16 protein-coding genes and 1 riboswitch are annotated in these 18,965 nt (G+C 36.2%); of the genes, 13 read left to right on the top strand and 3 right to left on the bottom strand.

The genetic code is table 11. The annotated features are described in order from the left end of the window. Positions 1-8: 8 nt before the first annotated feature. Entirely contained in the window at positions 9-1,226 is a 1,218-nt protein-coding gene (locus CIB29_RS08175; RefSeq protein WP_094548601.1) for an IS256 family transposase, read from the top strand. A 329-nt stretch (positions 1,227-1,555) separates the two neighbouring features. Here the strand turns inward: CIB29_RS08175 and CIB29_RS08170 are convergent, their stop codons facing one another. Further along, positions 1,556-3,163 carry a response regulator transcription factor gene (locus CIB29_RS08170; protein ID WP_094548599.1) on the bottom strand — a complete coding sequence of 536 codons (1,608 nt, stop codon included), beginning with the start codon at positions 3,161-3,163 and terminating at the stop codon, positions 1,556-1,558. 1 nt (position 3,164) lies between these two features. Continuing rightward, on the bottom strand, positions 3,165-4,877 hold the full coding sequence (locus tag CIB29_RS08165; protein ID WP_242965112.1) for a sensor histidine kinase: 1,713 nt from the start codon (positions 4,875-4,877) through the stop codon (positions 3,165-3,167). A 284-nt stretch (positions 4,878-5,161) separates the two neighbouring features. Between CIB29_RS08165 and CIB29_RS08160 the strand changes: the two genes are divergently transcribed. The 3 genes from CIB29_RS08160 (at position 5,162) to CIB29_RS08150 (ending at position 8,366) form a co-directional block, all read left to right on the top strand. Further along, a complete protein-coding gene (locus CIB29_RS08160) occupies positions 5,162-6,511 on the top strand; it encodes an extracellular solute-binding protein (protein WP_094548597.1) in 1,350 nt (449 codons plus the stop codon). 135 nt (positions 6,512-6,646) lie between these two features. Then, positions 6,647-7,537: a carbohydrate ABC transporter permease gene (locus CIB29_RS08155; RefSeq protein WP_094548595.1), complete on the top strand. Its 891-nt coding sequence runs from the start codon at positions 6,647-6,649 to the stop codon at positions 7,535-7,537. Further along, positions 7,527-8,366 carry a carbohydrate ABC transporter permease gene (locus tag CIB29_RS08150; RefSeq protein WP_094548593.1) on the top strand — a complete coding sequence of 280 codons (840 nt, stop codon included), beginning with the start codon at positions 7,527-7,529 and terminating at the stop codon, positions 8,364-8,366. The genes CIB29_RS08155 and CIB29_RS08150 overlap by 11 nt, the downstream gene beginning before the upstream one ends. A gap of 80 nt (positions 8,367-8,446) precedes the next feature. Here the strand turns inward: CIB29_RS08150 and CIB29_RS08145 are convergent, their stop codons facing one another. Then, a complete protein-coding gene (locus CIB29_RS08145) occupies positions 8,447-10,381 on the bottom strand; it encodes an NAD(+) synthase (protein WP_094548591.1) in 1,935 nt (644 codons plus the stop codon). A 365-nt stretch (positions 10,382-10,746) separates the two neighbouring features. Between CIB29_RS08145 and CIB29_RS08140 the strand changes: the two genes are divergently transcribed. From CIB29_RS08140 to CIB29_RS08100, 9 genes are all read left to right on the top strand, one after another. Then, positions 10,747-11,079, top strand: a complete 333-nt coding sequence (locus CIB29_RS08140) for a hypothetical protein (protein WP_094548589.1) — start codon at positions 10,747-10,749, stop codon at positions 11,077-11,079. Between the two features lie 311 nt (positions 11,080-11,390). Further along, positions 11,391-12,242, top strand: a complete 852-nt coding sequence (locus CIB29_RS08135) for a histidinol-phosphatase HisJ family protein (protein ID WP_094548587.1) — start codon at positions 11,391-11,393, stop codon at positions 12,240-12,242. Positions 12,243-12,471: 229 nt separating this feature from the next. After that, a riboswitch (TPP riboswitch) is annotated at positions 12,472-12,570 on the top strand. 64 nt (positions 12,571-12,634) lie between these two features. Then, positions 12,635-12,835 carry a sulfur carrier protein ThiS gene (gene thiS / locus CIB29_RS08130; RefSeq protein WP_094548585.1) on the top strand — a complete coding sequence of 67 codons (201 nt, stop codon included), beginning with the start codon at positions 12,635-12,637 and terminating at the stop codon, positions 12,833-12,835. A 4-nt stretch (positions 12,836-12,839) separates the two neighbouring features. Continuing rightward, positions 12,840-13,610 (top strand): thiazole synthase, encoded by a 771-nt coding sequence (locus CIB29_RS08125; RefSeq protein WP_094548583.1) that lies wholly within the window; start codon positions 12,840-12,842, stop codon positions 13,608-13,610. 30 nt (positions 13,611-13,640) lie between these two features. Beyond that, a complete protein-coding gene (gene thiH, locus CIB29_RS08120; RefSeq protein WP_094548581.1) occupies positions 13,641-14,747 on the top strand; it encodes a 2-iminoacetate synthase ThiH in 1,107 nt (368 codons plus the stop codon). Positions 14,748-15,018: 271 nt separating this feature from the next. After that, positions 15,019-16,080, top strand: coding sequence for a thiamine phosphate synthase (locus tag CIB29_RS08115; RefSeq protein WP_094548579.1), 1,062 nt, complete (start codon positions 15,019-15,021; stop codon positions 16,078-16,080). A gap of 66 nt (positions 16,081-16,146) precedes the next feature. After that, positions 16,147-17,454 (top strand): phosphomethylpyrimidine synthase ThiC, encoded by a 1,308-nt coding sequence (thiC, locus tag CIB29_RS08110; RefSeq protein ID WP_094549162.1) that lies wholly within the window; start codon positions 16,147-16,149, stop codon positions 17,452-17,454. Positions 17,455-17,756: 302 nt separating this feature from the next. Next, positions 17,757-18,476, top strand: a complete 720-nt coding sequence (sfsA, locus tag CIB29_RS08105) for a DNA/RNA nuclease SfsA (protein ID WP_094548577.1) — start codon at positions 17,757-17,759, stop codon at positions 18,474-18,476. A 165-nt stretch (positions 18,477-18,641) separates the two neighbouring features. Then, positions 18,642-18,821: a transposase family protein gene (locus CIB29_RS08100; RefSeq protein WP_094548575.1), complete on the top strand. Its 180-nt coding sequence runs from the start codon at positions 18,642-18,644 to the stop codon at positions 18,819-18,821. Positions 18,822-18,965 lie beyond the last annotated feature (144 nt).

Raw genomic sequence — 18,965 nt, 5'->3', positions numbered from 1 at the left:
GATTCTTTATGTCAACATTAACAAAAGAACAGGTTAGAGATATTATCAAAGGGAACAACTTTCAAAATGTAGGAGATATCAGTTCCTATCTAAAAGATATCTTCAAGGACCTTATTCAAGAAATGCTTGAAGCTGAAATTGAAACACAATTAGGATATTCCAAGAATGATATCAAGAATAAAACCACTGATAATAGCCGTAATGGATATAATCAAAAAACGATAAAGAGTGAATTTGGAGAGATACCCATCCAGATACCAAGAGACCGTAATGGTGAGTTTGAGCCTAAAATTATTCCTAAGTATCAACGTAATGTATCAGGCATTGAGGAAAAGGTTATCTCGCTTTATGCCAGAGGTATGTCAACCAGGGACATAGAAGAACAAATTAGAGAAATCTATGGTATTAACCTTTCAGCCGAAATGGTAAGTAAAATTACCGAAAGGATTGTGCCTGAGATCAGAGAGTGGCAGCAAAGACCCCTAGAACCAATATATCCATTCATATTTATGGATGCCATCCATTATAAGATTCGTGATGACGGACGTATTCTTAATCGTGCAGCTTATGTTGTGCTAGGTATAACAGTAGACGGGACTAAAGATATTTTAGGTATATGGATAGGTGAAAACGAAACCTCTAAGTTCTGGTTGGGTGTAATGAATGACCTTAAAAACAGGGGTGTACAGGATATTTTACTGTTTTGTGTAGATGGTCTTACAGGTCTAAAAGAAGCAATAAATGCTGCCTATCCCAAAGCAGAAGTACAAAGGTGTATTATTCATCAACTGCGCAATTCCTTTAAATATGTATCCTATAAAGATCTTAAGGAATTTAGTAAGGACTTTAAAGGAGTATACAATGCTATCAATGAAGAAGCTGCTTTAGAGAAACTCTATCAACTTAAAGACAAATGGGGAAAAAGCTATCCTTTTGCAATACGCAGTTGGGAAAACAACTGGGATGTATTAAGTCCATTTTATAAGTTTCCTGATGAAGTACGCAAGATTATCTATACGACTAATATTATAGAAGGTTTGCATCGACAATATAGAAAAGTTACAAAGTCCAAGACAATGTTCCCGTCAGATGCTTCGCTGGAAAAGATGCTGTATCTTGCATCAAAGAACGTAATGCAAAAATGGACACAGCGTTATAGGAATTGGGATAGAGTACTAAGCCAACTACTGATCCTCTTCCCGGGGCGGCTGGAAAACTACATGTAGAGCAGTTCCCCCACCGCCCCCAAGGGCCCCTTCTTTCTTTTCACGAAAAAAGAAAGAAGCAAAGAAAACCGGTGCTCATTGCCGCACGGGCTAGACCTCACAAAATTGATCTTTGACAAGAACATAAAATACACCATTTTACAAAATTATTGCCAAAATTATTCAAATGTATGCATAAACTTGAACAAAATTGGCAATACTATCTAATGTAAAGATGTACTTGTAATATTCTGTAAACTAAATGAATATCTAAACCTCTTGCTTAAGAAGGACTTAGATAAATCAAATACACTTAATTATTTACATTCCCTTTTTATATGCCTTTTGAATCATATTTTTAATTCCCTGTACTCCTTAGGACTGCAGCCGGCATACTTTTTAAAATTATAGAAAAAGTATTTGTAGTCGTTATATCCTACTTTTTCGGCAATTTCATATGTTTTTGCTTTAACATCCCTGAGCAAAAGCTTTGCCTTTTCAATTCTAAACTGATTGAGCCATTCGGTGAAATTTTCTCCTGTTTCTTCCTTAAAAACTCTACTAAAATAATTAGGAGTTACATAAGTCACTTTAGCAATATCAGCGAGTGCAATATTTTCATGGTAATACTGCTCAATATACTGTATTGCAACTGAGACGATATTCTTATATTTTTGGGTTTTATTATCTTGTATTAGAAATATAAATTTATCAAAAAGATTTTTTAACCAGCTTTTTAAATCTTCTATAAACTCATACTTTTCAATTTCAATATGGGGGTAAAAATTATTACTCAGGCTTTTTTCAACATTAATGCCCATTTCCTCTAACGTACTTATGGACATGATAATCAGCCGTATGCAAATATTTTTAATTTCATTATAGCCTGCCGGAGAATTTATAAATCTGGAAAATATTTTATCGATTATTTCATCCAACTTGCTGGTATTTAGTGATTTCAATTGGGTTAATAATTCCTTTTCCTCCTCTGTAGGGTATAATAAAGGCATGGAGGAAGCATTACTATTAACTGTATTAATGTGAATAATACTTCCTTTTCCTCTAAACGCTTTATTTCTCATAGCAATAAGTGCTTCTTTATATGACTCAGAAATTTTGGTGAGACTTTTATACGCATTTCCTAACCCAATTGTTAATGATAGGTCAAGGTGGTTTGCTGCATGATATTGAATTTCCTTACATGCCTCAATTGTCCATAATTTATTGTGATTGTTTATATTTATCAAGCCTATCAAGTAATCGAATTCGCTATAGAAGACAAGTGCAGAAGCTTTTGCTTTAAATATTTCTTCCGAAATATTTAAAACAGCAAATTTCATGGCTTCTTTGTCTCTAGCCGGCAAATCCTCAGTGATTAACACATAGTCGTCAATATCAATTACAACGATTTGATATTCCGGGCCGGATAGGTCTAGTTCCAATGTAGTTGCTTTTTGAATGATTGTATTATAATTGTTATATTCTCCTTTTAATATACTATTCATAAAATTCGATTTGATAAGTTGAAAATTAGCATTAAAAGCTATGTTTTTAGTAATTTCTTTGCTTTTTCTTTCTTGCTCCTTAACAATTTCTTCTTTTAATTTTAGAACCAGACTAATTAGTTCCTGAGCGCCTGCCGGTTTGAGAAGGTAGTCGCGAGCCCCGAGACGTACAGCTTCCCGAGCATAGGCAAAATCATCATAACCACTCAGGATGACTACTCTTGTGCCTGGCAGTTGTTCTTTTAACAGTTTTGAAAATTCCAATCCATCCATAATAGGCATGCGGATATCTGTCAGCACAATATGAGGCTTAAGTTCAAGTGCTTTTGTCAAGGCTTCCTTACCATTACTTGCTTCCCCGACAACTTCAATATCGTATGCTTGCCAGTCTATAGAAGTAATAATACCTTTCCTGATGAATGGTTCATCATCTACTATCATTATATTGATCATTTCAACCTTCTCCTTTTACATATGGCTGGGTAACAACTACCTTAGTTCCCATACTGGGAATAGTGTAAAACTTAAGGCCATATTCTTCACCAAAGTAAAGTTTTATTCTATCATTTACATTCTTTATTCCAAATCCGCGATTATTATCTTCAACCTTTTGAAGCAATTCATTTATCTCTTTTTCATCAGCACCGTTTCCGTCATCGGTGATGATATATAATAATTTATCGCCATGTCTTCGGATAGATACATCAATCTTACCTGATTCACCCTTTTTTTCAATTCCATGATAGATTGCATTTTCTACTAAAGGTTGAATAACTAATTTTACTACTCTACAATCTAGAGTTTCCTCCGATACATTGATAGAAAAGTCTATCATGCCTTCATATCTTTTTTGCTGAATAATGATATAGTTTTTAAGGTGTTCTACTTCATTTTTAACAGTGGTAAATTCACTTCCCTTATTCAAGCTTAATCTGAAAAGCTTGGAGAGGGCTTCAACCAGTCTGGAAGTTTCAAAAGCATTTTCCATTCTTCCCATCCAGTATATGGTATCCAGCGTATTATAGAGAAAATGAGGGTTAATCTGTGCCTGGAGAGCTTTCAGTTCTGCTTCTTTCTGCTTTATTTGCGCTACATACACCACATTCATAAGTTCTTTAAGACGCTTAGACATCTTATTAAAGCTGCTGCCAAGCAGGGCAATTTCGTCATTTCCGCTTATATCTATGCTGACGTCGAAGTCTTCATTTTCCAAGCTGCCCATCAATATTCGGACTTGTTTTAAGGGGCCAAGTACTTTTATAGTAAATATGATTACGAATATAAGACATATGATAAAGCTTGTTATAATTCCAAGCAACATAACCCGTTGTATAACAATATTTTCTTTGAGCAGTTCTTCCAGTGGTACGAGATTAATTAGTGTCCAGCCGGTAACATCGATATGATAATATGTGACTAGAAAATCCTGATCATTCAATTTGACTTTATAATAACCATCTTTTGCAGTGTCTGTCATATTATTGACCAACTCGTTTTGAAGCAGATTCCCCAGTACATCTTTATTTAAGGCGGAGATAATTTTACCTTGAGCGTCTATGATAAAAAAGTCACCTTTTTCACCGATGATCTTGTCTTTATATATATTTGAGATTTGTCCCTCGTCAATGTTGATTTTCATGATTGCAAGCTTATTAGATATATTGTTGATATCATTCATTATTCTTACGAGGGAAAAAACGTTTGTTGTAGTGTTATCATAATTGACGATTTCATCAGATATCCATAAACGTCCGCCTCTTAATTCAATAATTTGTTTTTTAATGCTTTCATCCATCTGATAGTTAATTCCTTTGGAATCAATGGTAATACCATTAAAGCCTTTTATATATACTGAATGTATATATTTTTTGGAATTAAGCAGGTACATTACTGTTTGTTGAATTTTGATGTTATACTTATGAATATTTTCACGCGGTTCATTTTCAGATAGTTTTAAAAAATCCCTTATTTGCTCATTTTGCAGTAAGTGCAAAGAGGTATCGTTGACATCTTGTAAAATGAGCTCAATACTGTTAGCGATCTGCCTAACGGTATTTAGGTTTGACAGACTGACTTTGTTTTGGAGGATTTCTGATGATTTTACATAAGAAATACTTCCTACCGTCAAAAGCGGAACTATTATTAAAACAAGCGAAAATATTGCCACCTTATATTGAAGACTAAAGAATTTTTTTTGTAAAATTCTTATCACCTCATAAGTACTTTTTTATTTATTTATATTATACATTATAGACGATTAAAGAAAAAGATAATAATTGTACCAGATGTGTTAAAAAATATTATTGCTCTCAAAAACAGAAAAATTGTATAATATTTCTGATGTTTTTATAGAATTATCCCCTTTCTATTTAGTATTATAATACTTACAATAAGTATATAAAAAACTTAGGGCCCTATCATTAAAAATTATATAACAGAGGAGGAACATTCATGAAAAAAAATATTTTAAAGCTTTTATCTATTGTTATTGTGTCATCAATGCTGCTGACTTTTGCAGGTTGTGGCGTAAAAAAATCAGAGAAAACTGAACCTGAATCTGGCAAGCAAAGTGTTGATGGGAAAAAAGAGCCTGTAAAATTAACCTTTATAAACTATTTCGTTAGAGACAATCTAGCTGGCAATGGTAAAGCATTTGTAGCTGCAATGGAAAAATATAAGGCAGATAATCCTAATATTACGATTGAAGAAGAAATACTTTCTCCTGATGCTTATGAAACAAAAATTAAAACATTAGCAGCAGCGAACGAATTACCGGATTTATTTTTATTGAAGGGATCAATGCTTTCTACTTTTATTGAAAATAAACTTATAAATCCTCTAAATGATTTATTGGATAAAGATCCTGAATGGAAAAATAGTTTTAAAGAAGGAGTATTTGATGATTTTACAATTGATGACAAGATTTATGGTATTCCATTCCAGATGATGAGCACACATGCAATTTATTATAATAAAAAGATATTTGAAGAAGCTGGTTTTACAGCATTTCCAAAAGACTGGGATGAATTTAAGGATGCAGTTACAAAAATAAAAGCAAAGGGTTATGTACCAATAGCATTAGGGAATAAAGGAAAATGGGTAGCAGAATCCTGTATCTTAAGTGCTTTGGGTGATAGATTTACAGGTACTGATTGGTTTTTAAGCATAAAAGAAAAACAAGGAGCAAAATTTACAGATCCTGAATTTGTAAATGCATTATCTGCTTTGCAAGAGCTTGCAAAAATGGGTGCCTTTAACACGGATATGAACAGTATTGACAATGAACAGCAAAGGACTCTTTATTATAATGGGAAAGCTGCCATGTTTTTTGAGGGTGGATGGGCTGTTAGCCAAGTGGTTGCCGATGCCCCAAAAGAAGTTATTGATGCAACAGAGTTAACCATTCTTCCAGCTGTTAAAGGTGGAAAAGGAGATTCGAAGGCTATTTCAGGAGGAGCCGGATGGGCATACAATATGAACAGTAAATTAAATGGAGTAAAAAAAGAAGCGGCAGAAGCTCTGTTAAGAGCATTAATGAATAAGGATGTTGCTAAAATTGCTGTTGAAAATAATGCTATGCCTGCTGTTAACCCTGATAGCTACGATAAAAGTAAATTATCTCCTCTGGCAGTAAAATACGTCGAGTTGATTTCAAATACTAAAGTAGTGCCGGTATACGATGTTCAGCTCACACCTCCTGTAATTGAAGTAATGAATAGTGGATTACAAGAACTTCTTATTAATGTTGTATCTCCAGAAGACCTTGCAAAAAAGATTCAGACAGAGTATGAGAAACAGTAATATAAATAAATATGCTATGAGTGTAGAGAAAAATTAAAAATTAAATAATCTGATTAAAAAATTTTAAAATTAATGTATAAGAGTGTTCTCCGAGAGAGATTACTCTCGGAGAACTTTCAATAAGGAGTTTTAGCAATGAATAGTAGATTAATTAGACCAAAAGCACACATTTTAATAGCATTTTTATTACCAGGTATACTTATATATTCCTTTATTGTTATTTTTCCGCTGTTTTTATCTTTTAGATATAGTTTGTTTGACTGGTCCGGCGGGGCAAATATGAAGTTTGTCGGACTGCAAAATTACATGACTTTGCTCAAAGATATAGATTTTTGGTTTGCATTCAAAAATAATATAATTATTACAGTCTTAAGTATTATTGGACAGATAGGTATTGCATTTATTATTTCTGCACTATTAATGTCTAAGTTATTAAAGTTTAAAGAATTCCATAGAACCGTTATTTTCTTGCCTGTTGTTATATCTGCTGTAGTAGTAGGTTTTCTTTGGACAATTATTTATAATAAGGATTTGGGTTTATTAAACTGGTTTTTAAAAGCTCTTCACCTGGAATCTCTAATATTACCATGGCTTGACGATCCTCGTTATGTTATTTATACAGTTACCATCCCTATTATCTGGCAGTATATCGGTTTTTATTTAATCATTTTTATGGCTGCCATACAGAGTATCCCAAAGGATATCTTTGAAGTAGCCGATATTGACGGTGCTACTGGAATAAAGAAGTCCTTGTATATTACTCTCCCGCTCCTATATGATACATTGAAAGTAGCAATTATGCTGTGCATTTCGGGAAATATGAAGGTATTTGACCATATTTATATCATGACCGGTGGAGGTCCCGGGAAAAGCTCCATGGTAATGGCACAGCATGCCTATAATAATTCGCTTATCATGTTTAAGCTTGGGTATGGAAGCACAATTTCCATTGGCATTTTGTTTCTAAGTCTTACCCTCATCCTTTTGAGTAGAAAGATAATGGGAGGTAACAAGAATGAAGCATAGCTTGATAATAAAAAAAATATTAGGCTTTTTATTAAATATAGTGATGATGTTGTTTTCTTTTACATGTATTTTTCCATTAATATGGATGATGTATTCATCCCTTAAGACGCAAAAGGAATTTTCATTAAATATCATTTCAATGCCATTAAAACCTCAATTTGATAACTATATTCAAGCGATTAAAGTAGGTAAAATGCAGATTTACTTCTTTAACAGCTTGTTCATCAGTATTATTTCAGTAATAGGCATTATAATCATTGCATTTATTACCGGATATTTTTTATCACGGTATCAGTTTAGGGGGCGCAATTTTTTATACGTGTTTTTTTTATCCGGAATGCTGATACCAATCCACAGCCTTCTTATTCCGGTTTTCATCCAGTTTAAGTGGCTTGGGTTTCTGGATAAACGGTTTACGCTTATATTGCCGTATATAGCTTTTGGACTTCCTATGGCGGTGTTTTTGCTGGAGAGCTTTATAAAATCCATTCCTGTAGAAATTGAAGAGGCAGCAGTAATAGACGGCAGCCCCATTTTTACCACCCTTATGAGAATTATTTTGCCCATATGCCGTCCTGTTATCTCAACAGTATTGATTTTGTCATTTTTAAATGCATGGAATGAATTTCCTTTTGCACTTATCCTTGTAAAAAGTCAGAAATTAAAGACACTCCCGGTAGGATTGACCAATTTCAACGGTCAATATTCAGTCAATTATACTCAGCTAATGGCAGCACTGGTGATCGCTGTCCTGCCAGTTATTATTATTTACCTTTTATTCTATAAAAAGATAATACAGGGAATGACAGCAGGAGCGGTGAAGGGATGATGTGGCAGTCATCCCTTTTCATAATTGTGCGCCTGTATGGGTGACAGCTCAGTGGTGAAAGTTAAGGGATTTATGAAGGGTTAAATATTCTCCAACTCATCCATCCACAGCCTATAGCTCGCATCGCTCGGCATACGCCAGTCACCTCTCGGTGAGAGGTTGATGGAACCTACTTTAGGTCCGTCCGGGAGGCAGGACCTTTTAAACTGCTGCGTAAAGAAACGGCGGTAGAATACTTTCAACCATTTCTTTATTATTTTCGTTGAATATTTATCTTTAAATGCAATCTCAGCCAGAAATAAGACCTTGGCAGGTTTGAATCCGAATCTTACAACCTGGTAAAGGAAAAAGTCATGAAGTTCATAAGGACCCACGATGTCTTCAGTTTTTTGGTCAATTTCCCCCTTCTCATTTGCAGGCAGCAGTTCAGGACTTACAGGAGTATCCAGTATATCCAGTAAAGTTTCCCTGGAACTCTCGTCAACCAGGTTTTCAGCAACCCATTGTACCAGGAAGCGTACAAGAGTTTTTGGGATTCCTGAATTCACTGCATACATGGACATATGGTCGCCATTATAGGTAGCCCAGCCTAAAGCCAGTTCTGACAGGTCACCGGTACCTATTACCAGTCCCTTTTCCTTGTTGGCAATATCCATGAGAATTTGTGTACGCTCCCTTGCCTGAGTATTTTCATAAGTTACGTCACATATTCCGGGATCATGGCCGATATCCTTAAAATGCTGCATACATGCATCCTTTATATTAATTTCTCTAACTGTTACCCCCAAGGACTTCATAAGATTAAGGGCATTATGATAAGTACGCCCTGTAGTTCCAAAACCAGGCATCGTGATACCTATAATATTTTTTCTATCCATATTCAACCTATCAAAGGTTTTTACGGTTACCAAAAGTGCCAGGGTAGAGTCCAGACCGCCTGAAATTCCGATGACGGCAGTCTCGGACCCGGTATGGCTGATACGCTTTGCCAGTCCTCCTACCTGAATGGAGAATATCTCTTCGCACCTTTGGTCTCTTTCAGAATTACCTCGAGGGACAAAGGGATGAGGATCTACTTTTCTGTGAAGAGAACGAATGTCGGCATTCTTTAAATGACAGTTCACTACCTTATAGTTTCTATTCAGATTAATATTGCTTCCCATAAGTCCCATAAAGCTGGTAGCTTTCTGCCTGTCAGAGGCTAAACGGTCTATATCAATTTCATTAATAATAAGCTGTTCTGATTCACAAAAACGCTTTGATTCCGAGAGGACAGAGCCATTTTCAGCAATAATTGCATGACCGGCAAAGACGACATCTGTAGTAGATTCCCCGCCGCCGGCTGAAACGTAGACATAACCTGCCATACAGCGTGCTGATTGCTGCTTTACCAGCTCTTTTCTATATTCATTTTTAACAATTACTTCGTTACTAGCCGAAGGATTAAATATTACATTTGCACCATGCAGGCAGTGAAAGCTGCTGGGAGGAATAGGGACCCAGAGGTCTTCGCATATTTCCACTCCAAAGCAGAATTTTCCGTCTTTAAAAAGTATGTTTGGACCAAAGGGCACATTCTGGTTGCAAAAGACGATGGAATCACTTATTGCATTCACAGAAGATGCAAACCATCTTTCTTCATAAAATTCACTATAGTTTGGTATGTAAGTTTTAGGAATTGCACCTAAAATCTTTCCAGCTTGTAAAACAACTGCACAGTTAAAGAGTTGGCTGTCAGCTCTAACAGGTAAACCAATAATAATAATAATCTGGGTGTTCTGAGTAATATTAAGAATTTCACCAAGCTGTTGTTCTGCATTATCCAGCAGCAAGTGCTGGTGGAACAGATCTGCACAAGTATAACCTGTGATGGAAAGCTCGGGGAATGCAATTACCTGCACATTGTTTTTTACAGCTTCGTTAACCAGATAAATAATTCTCCCGGCATTATATTTGCAATCTGCTACTTTAAGGTCAGGAACAGCCGCTGCTACTCGAATATATCCATAATCCATATTTTTTTCAACTCCTGTTAAACGGAAATAGCATAAAATATATACCCTATTATTATAATATTGTTTGACTAAATATAGTTTATAATTAAGCAACTTTAAAGTAAATATTATGATTTAAAGTTGCTTAATTTCATCAATAACTGCATTAATTTATTTTTTAATTTTATACTGGTTATTGATATAATATCATAAAACAAATTTTACAACCAGCCCTTCAGTACAAAACAATGTATTTAAATGTGTATTATTTACGTGACTAAAAGGCTGGCAGCTCTTTTGTTTTTAGCCAACAATCTCCATGAAAATTACCTGCTTTATTTGGTAATGCTAATAATAAAAAAACTTATAAAAAGGAGTGTATTTTTATGGACGAGATAGAAAATATAAATCTTTATTCGGTTATAAAAGAAGTGGAAAAGTATGAAGACGGTGAAAACAAGTTAAGCAATACGTTTACAGACATGCTAAAGAATGAAATAGATGCAACTGACGAGCAAGAGGTATATAATAATATACGTAATCTGATTTATAAATATAAAGACGAAGAGAAATCCCTGGAAATTATTGATGAGGTTGTAGAGGCACTGTCCGATGGAGCGAAATTATCAGAAATATTCCTTATTGCCAGGGATGAAATTGAGCACCCTACGCCTGTCAATGTAATGAATCTGGATGAATTTAACACTCTGGAACATTAAATTTAACTTTTTGTGCTAGCTAAATTATATGGAAAGAACGTTGTGAAAAGGCTTAGAGTCTGTTAATGCAGCGGAGGAGAAGTCGCATCACCTGTTTGAGCGATAGCGAGTTTGATGCGACCCGGAGCAAATTTACAGACTCTTAGCCTTGAAACTCAGTGATTGGAATATAATTTAGCTAGCACAATGCGTTAAATTTAATAAAAATTTAATATATTATTTACAAAAACATGGTAATATAGTATTGGAAAGTCATAAGTACCAAAAACTTTTACATTAAATTTTTACATTATATAATGAGGGGAGTAACAATGTATTTCTGTGACTATCACATGCATTCGAGTAATTCAACTGACGGAAAAAATTCCGTCATAGAGATGTGCCAAAAAGCAGCAGAAATAGGTTTGAATGAAATTGCGATTACAGATCATTTTGAGCCTGTTGAGGGGAATGAGGAATATAAACAATATAATCCTGAATATTATATATTTGATGTTATGAAGGCACGGGCAGTTTATAAGAATAAACTAAAGATAAAAACGGGAGTGGAACTGGGGCAGCCCCACATGTACCCTGAGTATAGTACCAGGCTGATAGAGAGCTATCCCTATGATTATGTACTGGCTTCGGCACATAAAATACCCGGAGATATAGATGTAGGGGAGATAGATTATAAAAATGCAGATGTAAGATATTACTGCAAACAATACTTAAGACAGTTAAAAAAACTTGCACAGTGGAACAGGTTTGATTGTATCGGGCACCTGGACTTACCAAAACGTTATGCTGCAATCCATGGAATTGTCATTTCTCTGATGGAATACAGGGAAGACCTGGAAGAAATATTTAAAATATTAATACAGAATGGTAAAGGAATAGAAATCAATACGTCAGGGTTAAGACAGCATTCGAAATCCTGCCTGCCTTCGTTAGATATTGTAAAATTGTACAGGTATATGGGTGGTGAGGTAATAACCGTAGGCTCTGATGCCCATTCTGCTGCTGATGTAGGCAAAGGAATTGAAGAAGGAATTGAAATTGCAAGAGAAGCAGGTTTTGAATACATTACTGTATTTAACAACCGGAAGCCGGAATGGAAAAGAATAGCACAAAGTAAATCTAACTTTGCTGTTTATCAGCAACAGGACAGGATGGCACAGTAAGAGACCTTGCATGAAAGAAAAAAGATAAGAGATATTTTCGACATCCTGGAATTAGTGTATAATGTGAAATTTTAGGTGAACACGAAGTTGCTATCCGAAGTTTAAGACGGCGGCCAGTTTAACCGTTTGTTTAGTTTTATTGTGAAGGTAAACAAATTTGTATACAAAATGCTTTACAAATTGAAAATATTGGAGTATACTTATTGATAAAGAGCAATGAAAATTAAATAATGGCAGCTAGGGGTGCCATATGGCTGAGAAGGAGAAATCCTAACCCTCTGAACCTGATGTGGTTAGTACCACCGTAGGGAAGCAAGCATATGAGTTGATAATTGATAATAAGGCTTACCTTCGGGTAAGCTTTAATTTTTTGTATTGGGGGGAGAGGAAAAATGGTTATAACGCTTAATGGTAAAAAGGAAACATTGGAAAATGAAATGAGCCTGCTTGATTTGCTGAAATCAAAAGGAATCGATCCTAACACTGTCGTTGTAGAACATAATTATGATATTATCGGAAAAGAAAACTGGGGCAACATTATGTTAAAAGAAAACGATGTCCTGGAAGTTTTAAGGTTTGTAGGAGGGGGTTGACGATATGAATGATAAACTGGTCATTGGCGGGAAAGAATTGGACAGCCGTTTGTTCGTTGGAACAGGCAAATATTCTTCTGATGCACTTATTCCCGAGATTTTAAAAAAGTCTGGAGCCCAGGTAATCACTGTCGCTCTTAGAAGAATAGATTTTGATTCAGAAACAGATAATGTTTTAAATTACATACCAAAAGACATTCAGTTGCTTCCCAACACATCCGGGGCAAGAAATGCCCAGGAAGCAATAAGAATTGCAAGACTTGCCAGGGCGGCCGGTTGTGGTAACTGGATTAAAATTGAAGTCATTTCAGATAATAAATATCTTCTTCCCGATGGTTATGAAACGATTAAAGCTACAGAAGTACTGGCAGCTGAAGGATTTGTAGTACTTCCTTATATCAGTCCCGACCTCATGGTAGCAAAGAAGCTGGTAGAAGCAGGAGCAGCAGCTGTAATGCCTTTGGGTGCCCCCATCGGTACCAATAGAGGGTTGAAAACAAAAGAGCTGATCAGGATTCTAATTGACGAAATTCCGCTTCCCATCGTTGTAGATGCAGGTATTGGTAAACCTTCAGATGCATGTGAAGCGATGGAAATGGGAGCGGCAGCATGTCTATTGAATACGGCAATAGCCAGCGCAAGCAATCCTGTCCTGATGGCCGAAGCCTTTGGTAAAGCAGTAAGTGCAGGCAGACAGGCGTATTTAGCCGGCTTAGGTGCTACAGCGGATTATGCGAGGGCCTCATCTCCACTGACGGGATTTCTACACGAGTAGATATTAATGCATAAAAAGAAGGAATGACGAATGAGCTTTTACAATGAATATTTAGCATATAAAGATTTTAAATTTAATGATTTTTTTAAAAGTGTTACTGACTACCAGGTGCAAAGTGCTATAAACAAAGATAAACTGACAGTATTGGATTTTTTGGCTTTACTATCTCCAAGGGCTGAAAAATATCTCGAAGAGATGGCACAAAAAGCGCATACGCTTACAATACATAACTTCGGTAAGACCATTTTGCTATATACGCCTTTATATTTGTCTAATTATTGTACTAACCAGTGCCTGTATTGCGGATTTAATACTAAAAACAAAATACAAAGAAAGCAGCTCACACTGGATGAAGTTGAAGCTGAAGCAAAAGCAATTGCTGCTACAGGATTAAAGCACATCCTGATTCTTACGGGAGATGCAAAAAAAATAGCTTCTCTGGAATATCTCGAAGATTGTATTGAGATATTAAGAAAATATTTTACTTCCATAGCGATAGAAATTTACGCGCTGGAGGAAGAGGAATATGCGCGGCTCATAAAAGCAGGCGTAGATTCATTCACTATATATCAAGAGACGTACAATGAAGGACTATACGACCAGCTTCATTTGAAGGGCCCCAAAAAAGACTATAGATTCAGATTGGATGCTCCTGAGAGGGCGTGTAAAGCTTTTATGCGTTCAGTAAATATAGGTGCACTCCTGGGGTTGGACAAAGAGTGGCGAAGGGAAGCTTTTTTTACAGGCTTACATGCTAATTATCTTCAAAATCGCTATATGGAAACAGAGATTAGCCTGTCTTTACCTAGAATAAGGCCACATGTGGGAGGTTTTCAGCCTAATTGTATTGTCAGTGATAAAAATATGGTCCAGATAATGTTAGCTTTCCGGTTGTTTATGCCCAGGGCAGGAATTACCATCTCTACGAGAGAAAATGCACAATTTAGAGATAATATTATCCGGTTGGGTGTAACAAAAATGTCTGCCGGTTCCAGCACGGCAGTGGGAGGGCATACGCAGCAGGAAGAAAATACAGGACAGTTTGATATATCTGATGAGCGAAGCGTTCAGGAAATGAGAGAAGCAATTTTACGGTTGGGTTACCAGCCTGTATTTAAAGACTGGCAAACCATTTAAGATTCAGATTAATAGAAAATAGTGGGGAGTGGACAGTGAGGAGTAAAACCAAAACCGCTAAAAAAGTCTGGTTTAGCAGTGAGAAGGAATGCGGCTTGGGTACGGTTCGAAACTGCTGAAAAAGTCATGTTTGCATAGTAAGAAGGGAGGCGGCTTGGGGACGGTTCGTCTGTCGCATGCGGTTTTCATGCGACTGAGGAACTGTCCCCATGTCGAAGCCCTGACCGATCAAGCACTTTTTCAGCAGTTTCGATAGAAAGGAAGTGAAAAAGTGGATAAGATTTACCGGATTATTGATGCTAACATAAACCGCGTAGCTGAAGGGTTAAGAGTATTAGAGGATCTGGCCCGTTTCTATTATGAAGAACCACAGCTTACGGAAGAAATAAAAAAAATACGGCACCGAGTGAGAAAATCAGCAAATAACTTTTACTCCGATTTTTTAGACCATAGGGATTCGATAAATGACCTGGGACTTGAAATCTCGCAGAAAAATGATTTGGATAATAAAGTAAATATAAAAGAATTAATCATGGGTAATTTCAAGCGGGTACAGGAAGGGTTAAGAGTTATAGAAGAAAACTTTAAAATCGCCGGGCACTATGAAGTATCAAAAGTTTATGAAGCCTGCAGATATGATTCCTATACAGTTGAGAAATTGTATTTTTCTAAAGTTAATAAAATTATTAAAAAGAATTTACTGGACACTGACTTGTATTGTCTTACAGCAGAAGAATATTCGAGAGGCAGGAATAACATTGAAGTAGTACAGCAGATGATTGAAGCAGGAGTAAAAATAATACAATACCGTGAGAAGGACAAAAAGATGCTGTATAAATATGAAGAGTGTAAAAAAATAAGAGAATTAACCAGGCAGGCGGGAGTTACCTTTATCGTGAATGATGATATTGACATAGCGCTGCTTGTAAAAGCAGACGGGGTACATATCGGGCAGGAAGATTTGCCTATTGAGAAAGTAAGGGAGTTGGTGGGAGACGAGATGATTATCGGGCTTTCCACTCATTCCCCTCTACAAGCCCAAGATGCCATAGCCAGGGGAGCAGACTATATCGGGGTAGGACCAATATTTAGAACCTTTACCAAAAAGGATGTATGCGATCCTGTTGGCCTGGAATATCTGGAATATGCAGTAAAAAGCGTAAATATCCCTTTTGTAGCAATCGGAGGAATAAAGGAGAATAATGTTGCTGAAGTTGCAAAACGTGGAGCAAAATGTATTGCAATGGTTACTGAAATTGTCGGAGCAGACGATATAAAACAGAAGGTAGAGAGTATAAGAAACATAATTAAGCAATGCAGAAGTGAGAATTGATAATGGAGAATTAAGAGTGAGGTTGAGATTAAGTTCTATTTTTAATATGAGGAGCGATGGAATATGATGGCATATACGACTCAAATGGATGCAGCCAGAAAAGGTATTATTACAAGGGAAATGAATATTGTTGCCCAGAAAGAGAAAATGGATGTTAACCTTTTAAGAGAATTGGTTGCACAGGGGAAAGTAGTCATTCCAGCAAATAAAAATCACACTAATCTAGACCCTGAGGGCGTAGGGGAAGGCTTAAGGACAAAAATTAATGTAAACTTAGGCATATCAAAAGACTGCTGCAACATAGATGTAGAGATAGAAAAAGTAAAAAAGGCGTTAGAGTTAAAGGCAGAAGCGATTATGGACTTAAGTTCCTATGGTAAAACGCAAGAGTTTCGACAGAAATTGATAAATATTTCCCGGGCAATGATCGGTACGGTACCAATTTACGATGCTGTAGGATTTTATGACAAAGAGTTAAAAGATATTACGGAGCAGGAGTTCCTGGATGTAGTAGAAAAACATGCCCAGGACGGTGTTGATTTTATGACCATCCATGCCGGAATTAATAGGGCTACAGCTGAAAGGTTTAAAAAGAATAAAAGGCTTACAAACATTGTATCCCGCGGAGGTTCTTTAATGTTTGCCTGGATGGAGCTAAACAAAAAGGAAAACCCATTTTACGAATATTTTGATAAAATCCTAGACATATGTGAAAAATATGATGTTACACTCAGTTTGGGAGATGCTTGCAGACCGGGCAGCATACATGACTCAACCGATGCATCACAGATAGAGGAGTTGATTGTATTAGGCGAGCTTACCAAAAGAGCATGGGAAAGAAATGTGCAGGTTATGATAGAAGGTCCGGGACATATGGCTTTAAATGAAATTGCAGGAAATATGATGCTGGAAAAGAGACTATGCCACGGCGCACCCTTCTATGTACTAGGACCCATCGTAACGGATGTAGCCCCCGGCTATGACCATATTACCAGTGCAATCGGAGGGGCCATTGCAGCTGCGAACGGAGCTGACTTCCTCTGCTATGTGACTCCTGCAGAACATCTTCGGCTACCTACGTTGGAAGATATGAAAGAAGGTATCATTGCAGCAAGAATAGCTGCCCATGCTGCAGATATCGCAAAAGGCATCAAGGGAGCAAGGGAATGGGATAACCAGATGAGTGAAGCCCGGGCAAACCTTGACTGGAACAGGATGTTTGAATTGGCTATGGACCCTGAAAAGGCGAGAAGGTACAGGGCGGAATCTACTCCTGAGCATGAAGATAGCTGCACCATGTGTGGAAAGATGTGTTCCATGAGAAATATGAAGAAGGTGCTTAGCGGGGAAGATATTAATATTTTGAGAGATTAAAATTAAGACTTAGATTCAGATTGAGATTAAGATAGCCCAAAAACTGCGTTAACTAGAAAGTAATTAGTTTTCTTGAAAGACTAACGCAGTTTTTGGGTATTAATATTTTATTATATATTTACTGATAATGATTTCACATGGCAGATAAAGTAAATAAGTTCACAGTTTACGGTTCACAGTTCACAGTAAAAGCTATTAAATCGTTTGCTGCTGTGAACCAAGAACTGTTAACTGTGAACTATATAGAACATAGATGTAGACTTTAAAAGATTCATAACTTATGCTTTTTTGGGGTGATGATTTTGCAGATTGAAGGGCAGCTTGTAGAAGGTAAATTCAGAAAAAGGTTGAATAGATTTGAAGCAATTGTGAATATAGATGGAGTGGATAACCTGGTTCATGTGCCCAATACAGGCAGACTAAAAGAGCTTTTGGTGGATGATGCTGCAGTACTTGTGAGAAAGTTTAATAATTCGAATCGCAAAACACAATTTGGCCTGTTGTTAGTAAAAAAAGACGGAGTATGGGTATCTATTGATTCGGCCAATGTTCCCAACAGGATTGTATTTGAAATGTTAAAACAGAAAAAATTTAGCCAGTTTAGTGAATATAAACAAATAAAAAAGGAAGTGTCTGTAGGAAATAGCCGGTTTGATTTTGGACTTTTTTCACAAGACAAAGAGTATTACATAGAGGTAAAAGGCGTCACGCTTGTGGAGGCTAGAAAGGCATACTTCCCTGATGCTCCTACTGCAAGAGGTACAAAACACCTGGAAGAATTAACACAGTTAAAGTTAGAAGGAAAGGGAACAGGTGTTATATTTATTATTCAAAGGGAAGATGCTGATGCTATCATGCCTAATGACAGGACGGATAAGGATTTTGGAATAGCCTTAAGAAAGGCTTGTCAGGCAGGTGTCAATTTATGGGCATATAGATGTATTATTGACAGCAGACAAATTGTTTTAGACCGGGAAATTCCTGTGGTTTTAGAGCAGTGGTGTAATGTGCAATCTGTTTAGAACAGAATTTTATCACGGCAAATTCATGAAGGAACATTTAGCCAATGAATAAATTACCTGTAAAAAAGTAAATCCTTTTATAGTAAGATATTGACTAGAGATATAAATTAGATTGGGGATATCGATGGTCAATAAAAAATATAAAGGGAGCTTTTTTAACATTTTATGATAAGATTTGATCCAAGACAGACAGGTAAAGTTTGGCATAAATTGATTGATGTATTATTTATAGCAGTAGTTGCATCGGTTTGCGGGTTTAACGAATGGGAGGAGATGGAAGTCTGGGCTAAGAAAAAAGAAGAGTGGCTAAGGAAATATCTCGAACTTCCAAATGGCATTTTTTAAAAAGCCTTGTAAAAAGGTTTTGGTAGGAAATGGGTTCATGAATTTACCATGATATTTCGAAATTTCGAAACAAGGTCATTGCAAAAGCAATTAAAATGTAGTAAAATAAATACATTGTAAAAAGACTTTTATGAAAGTTGGGGT

The sequence above is a fragment of the Petroclostridium xylanilyticum genome (genome assembly GCF_002252565.1).
GTDB classification, from domain to species: domain Bacteria; phylum Bacillota; class Clostridia; order SK-Y3; family SK-Y3; genus Petroclostridium; species Petroclostridium xylanilyticum.
This window is presented reverse-complemented; position numbering and strand designations above follow the sequence as displayed.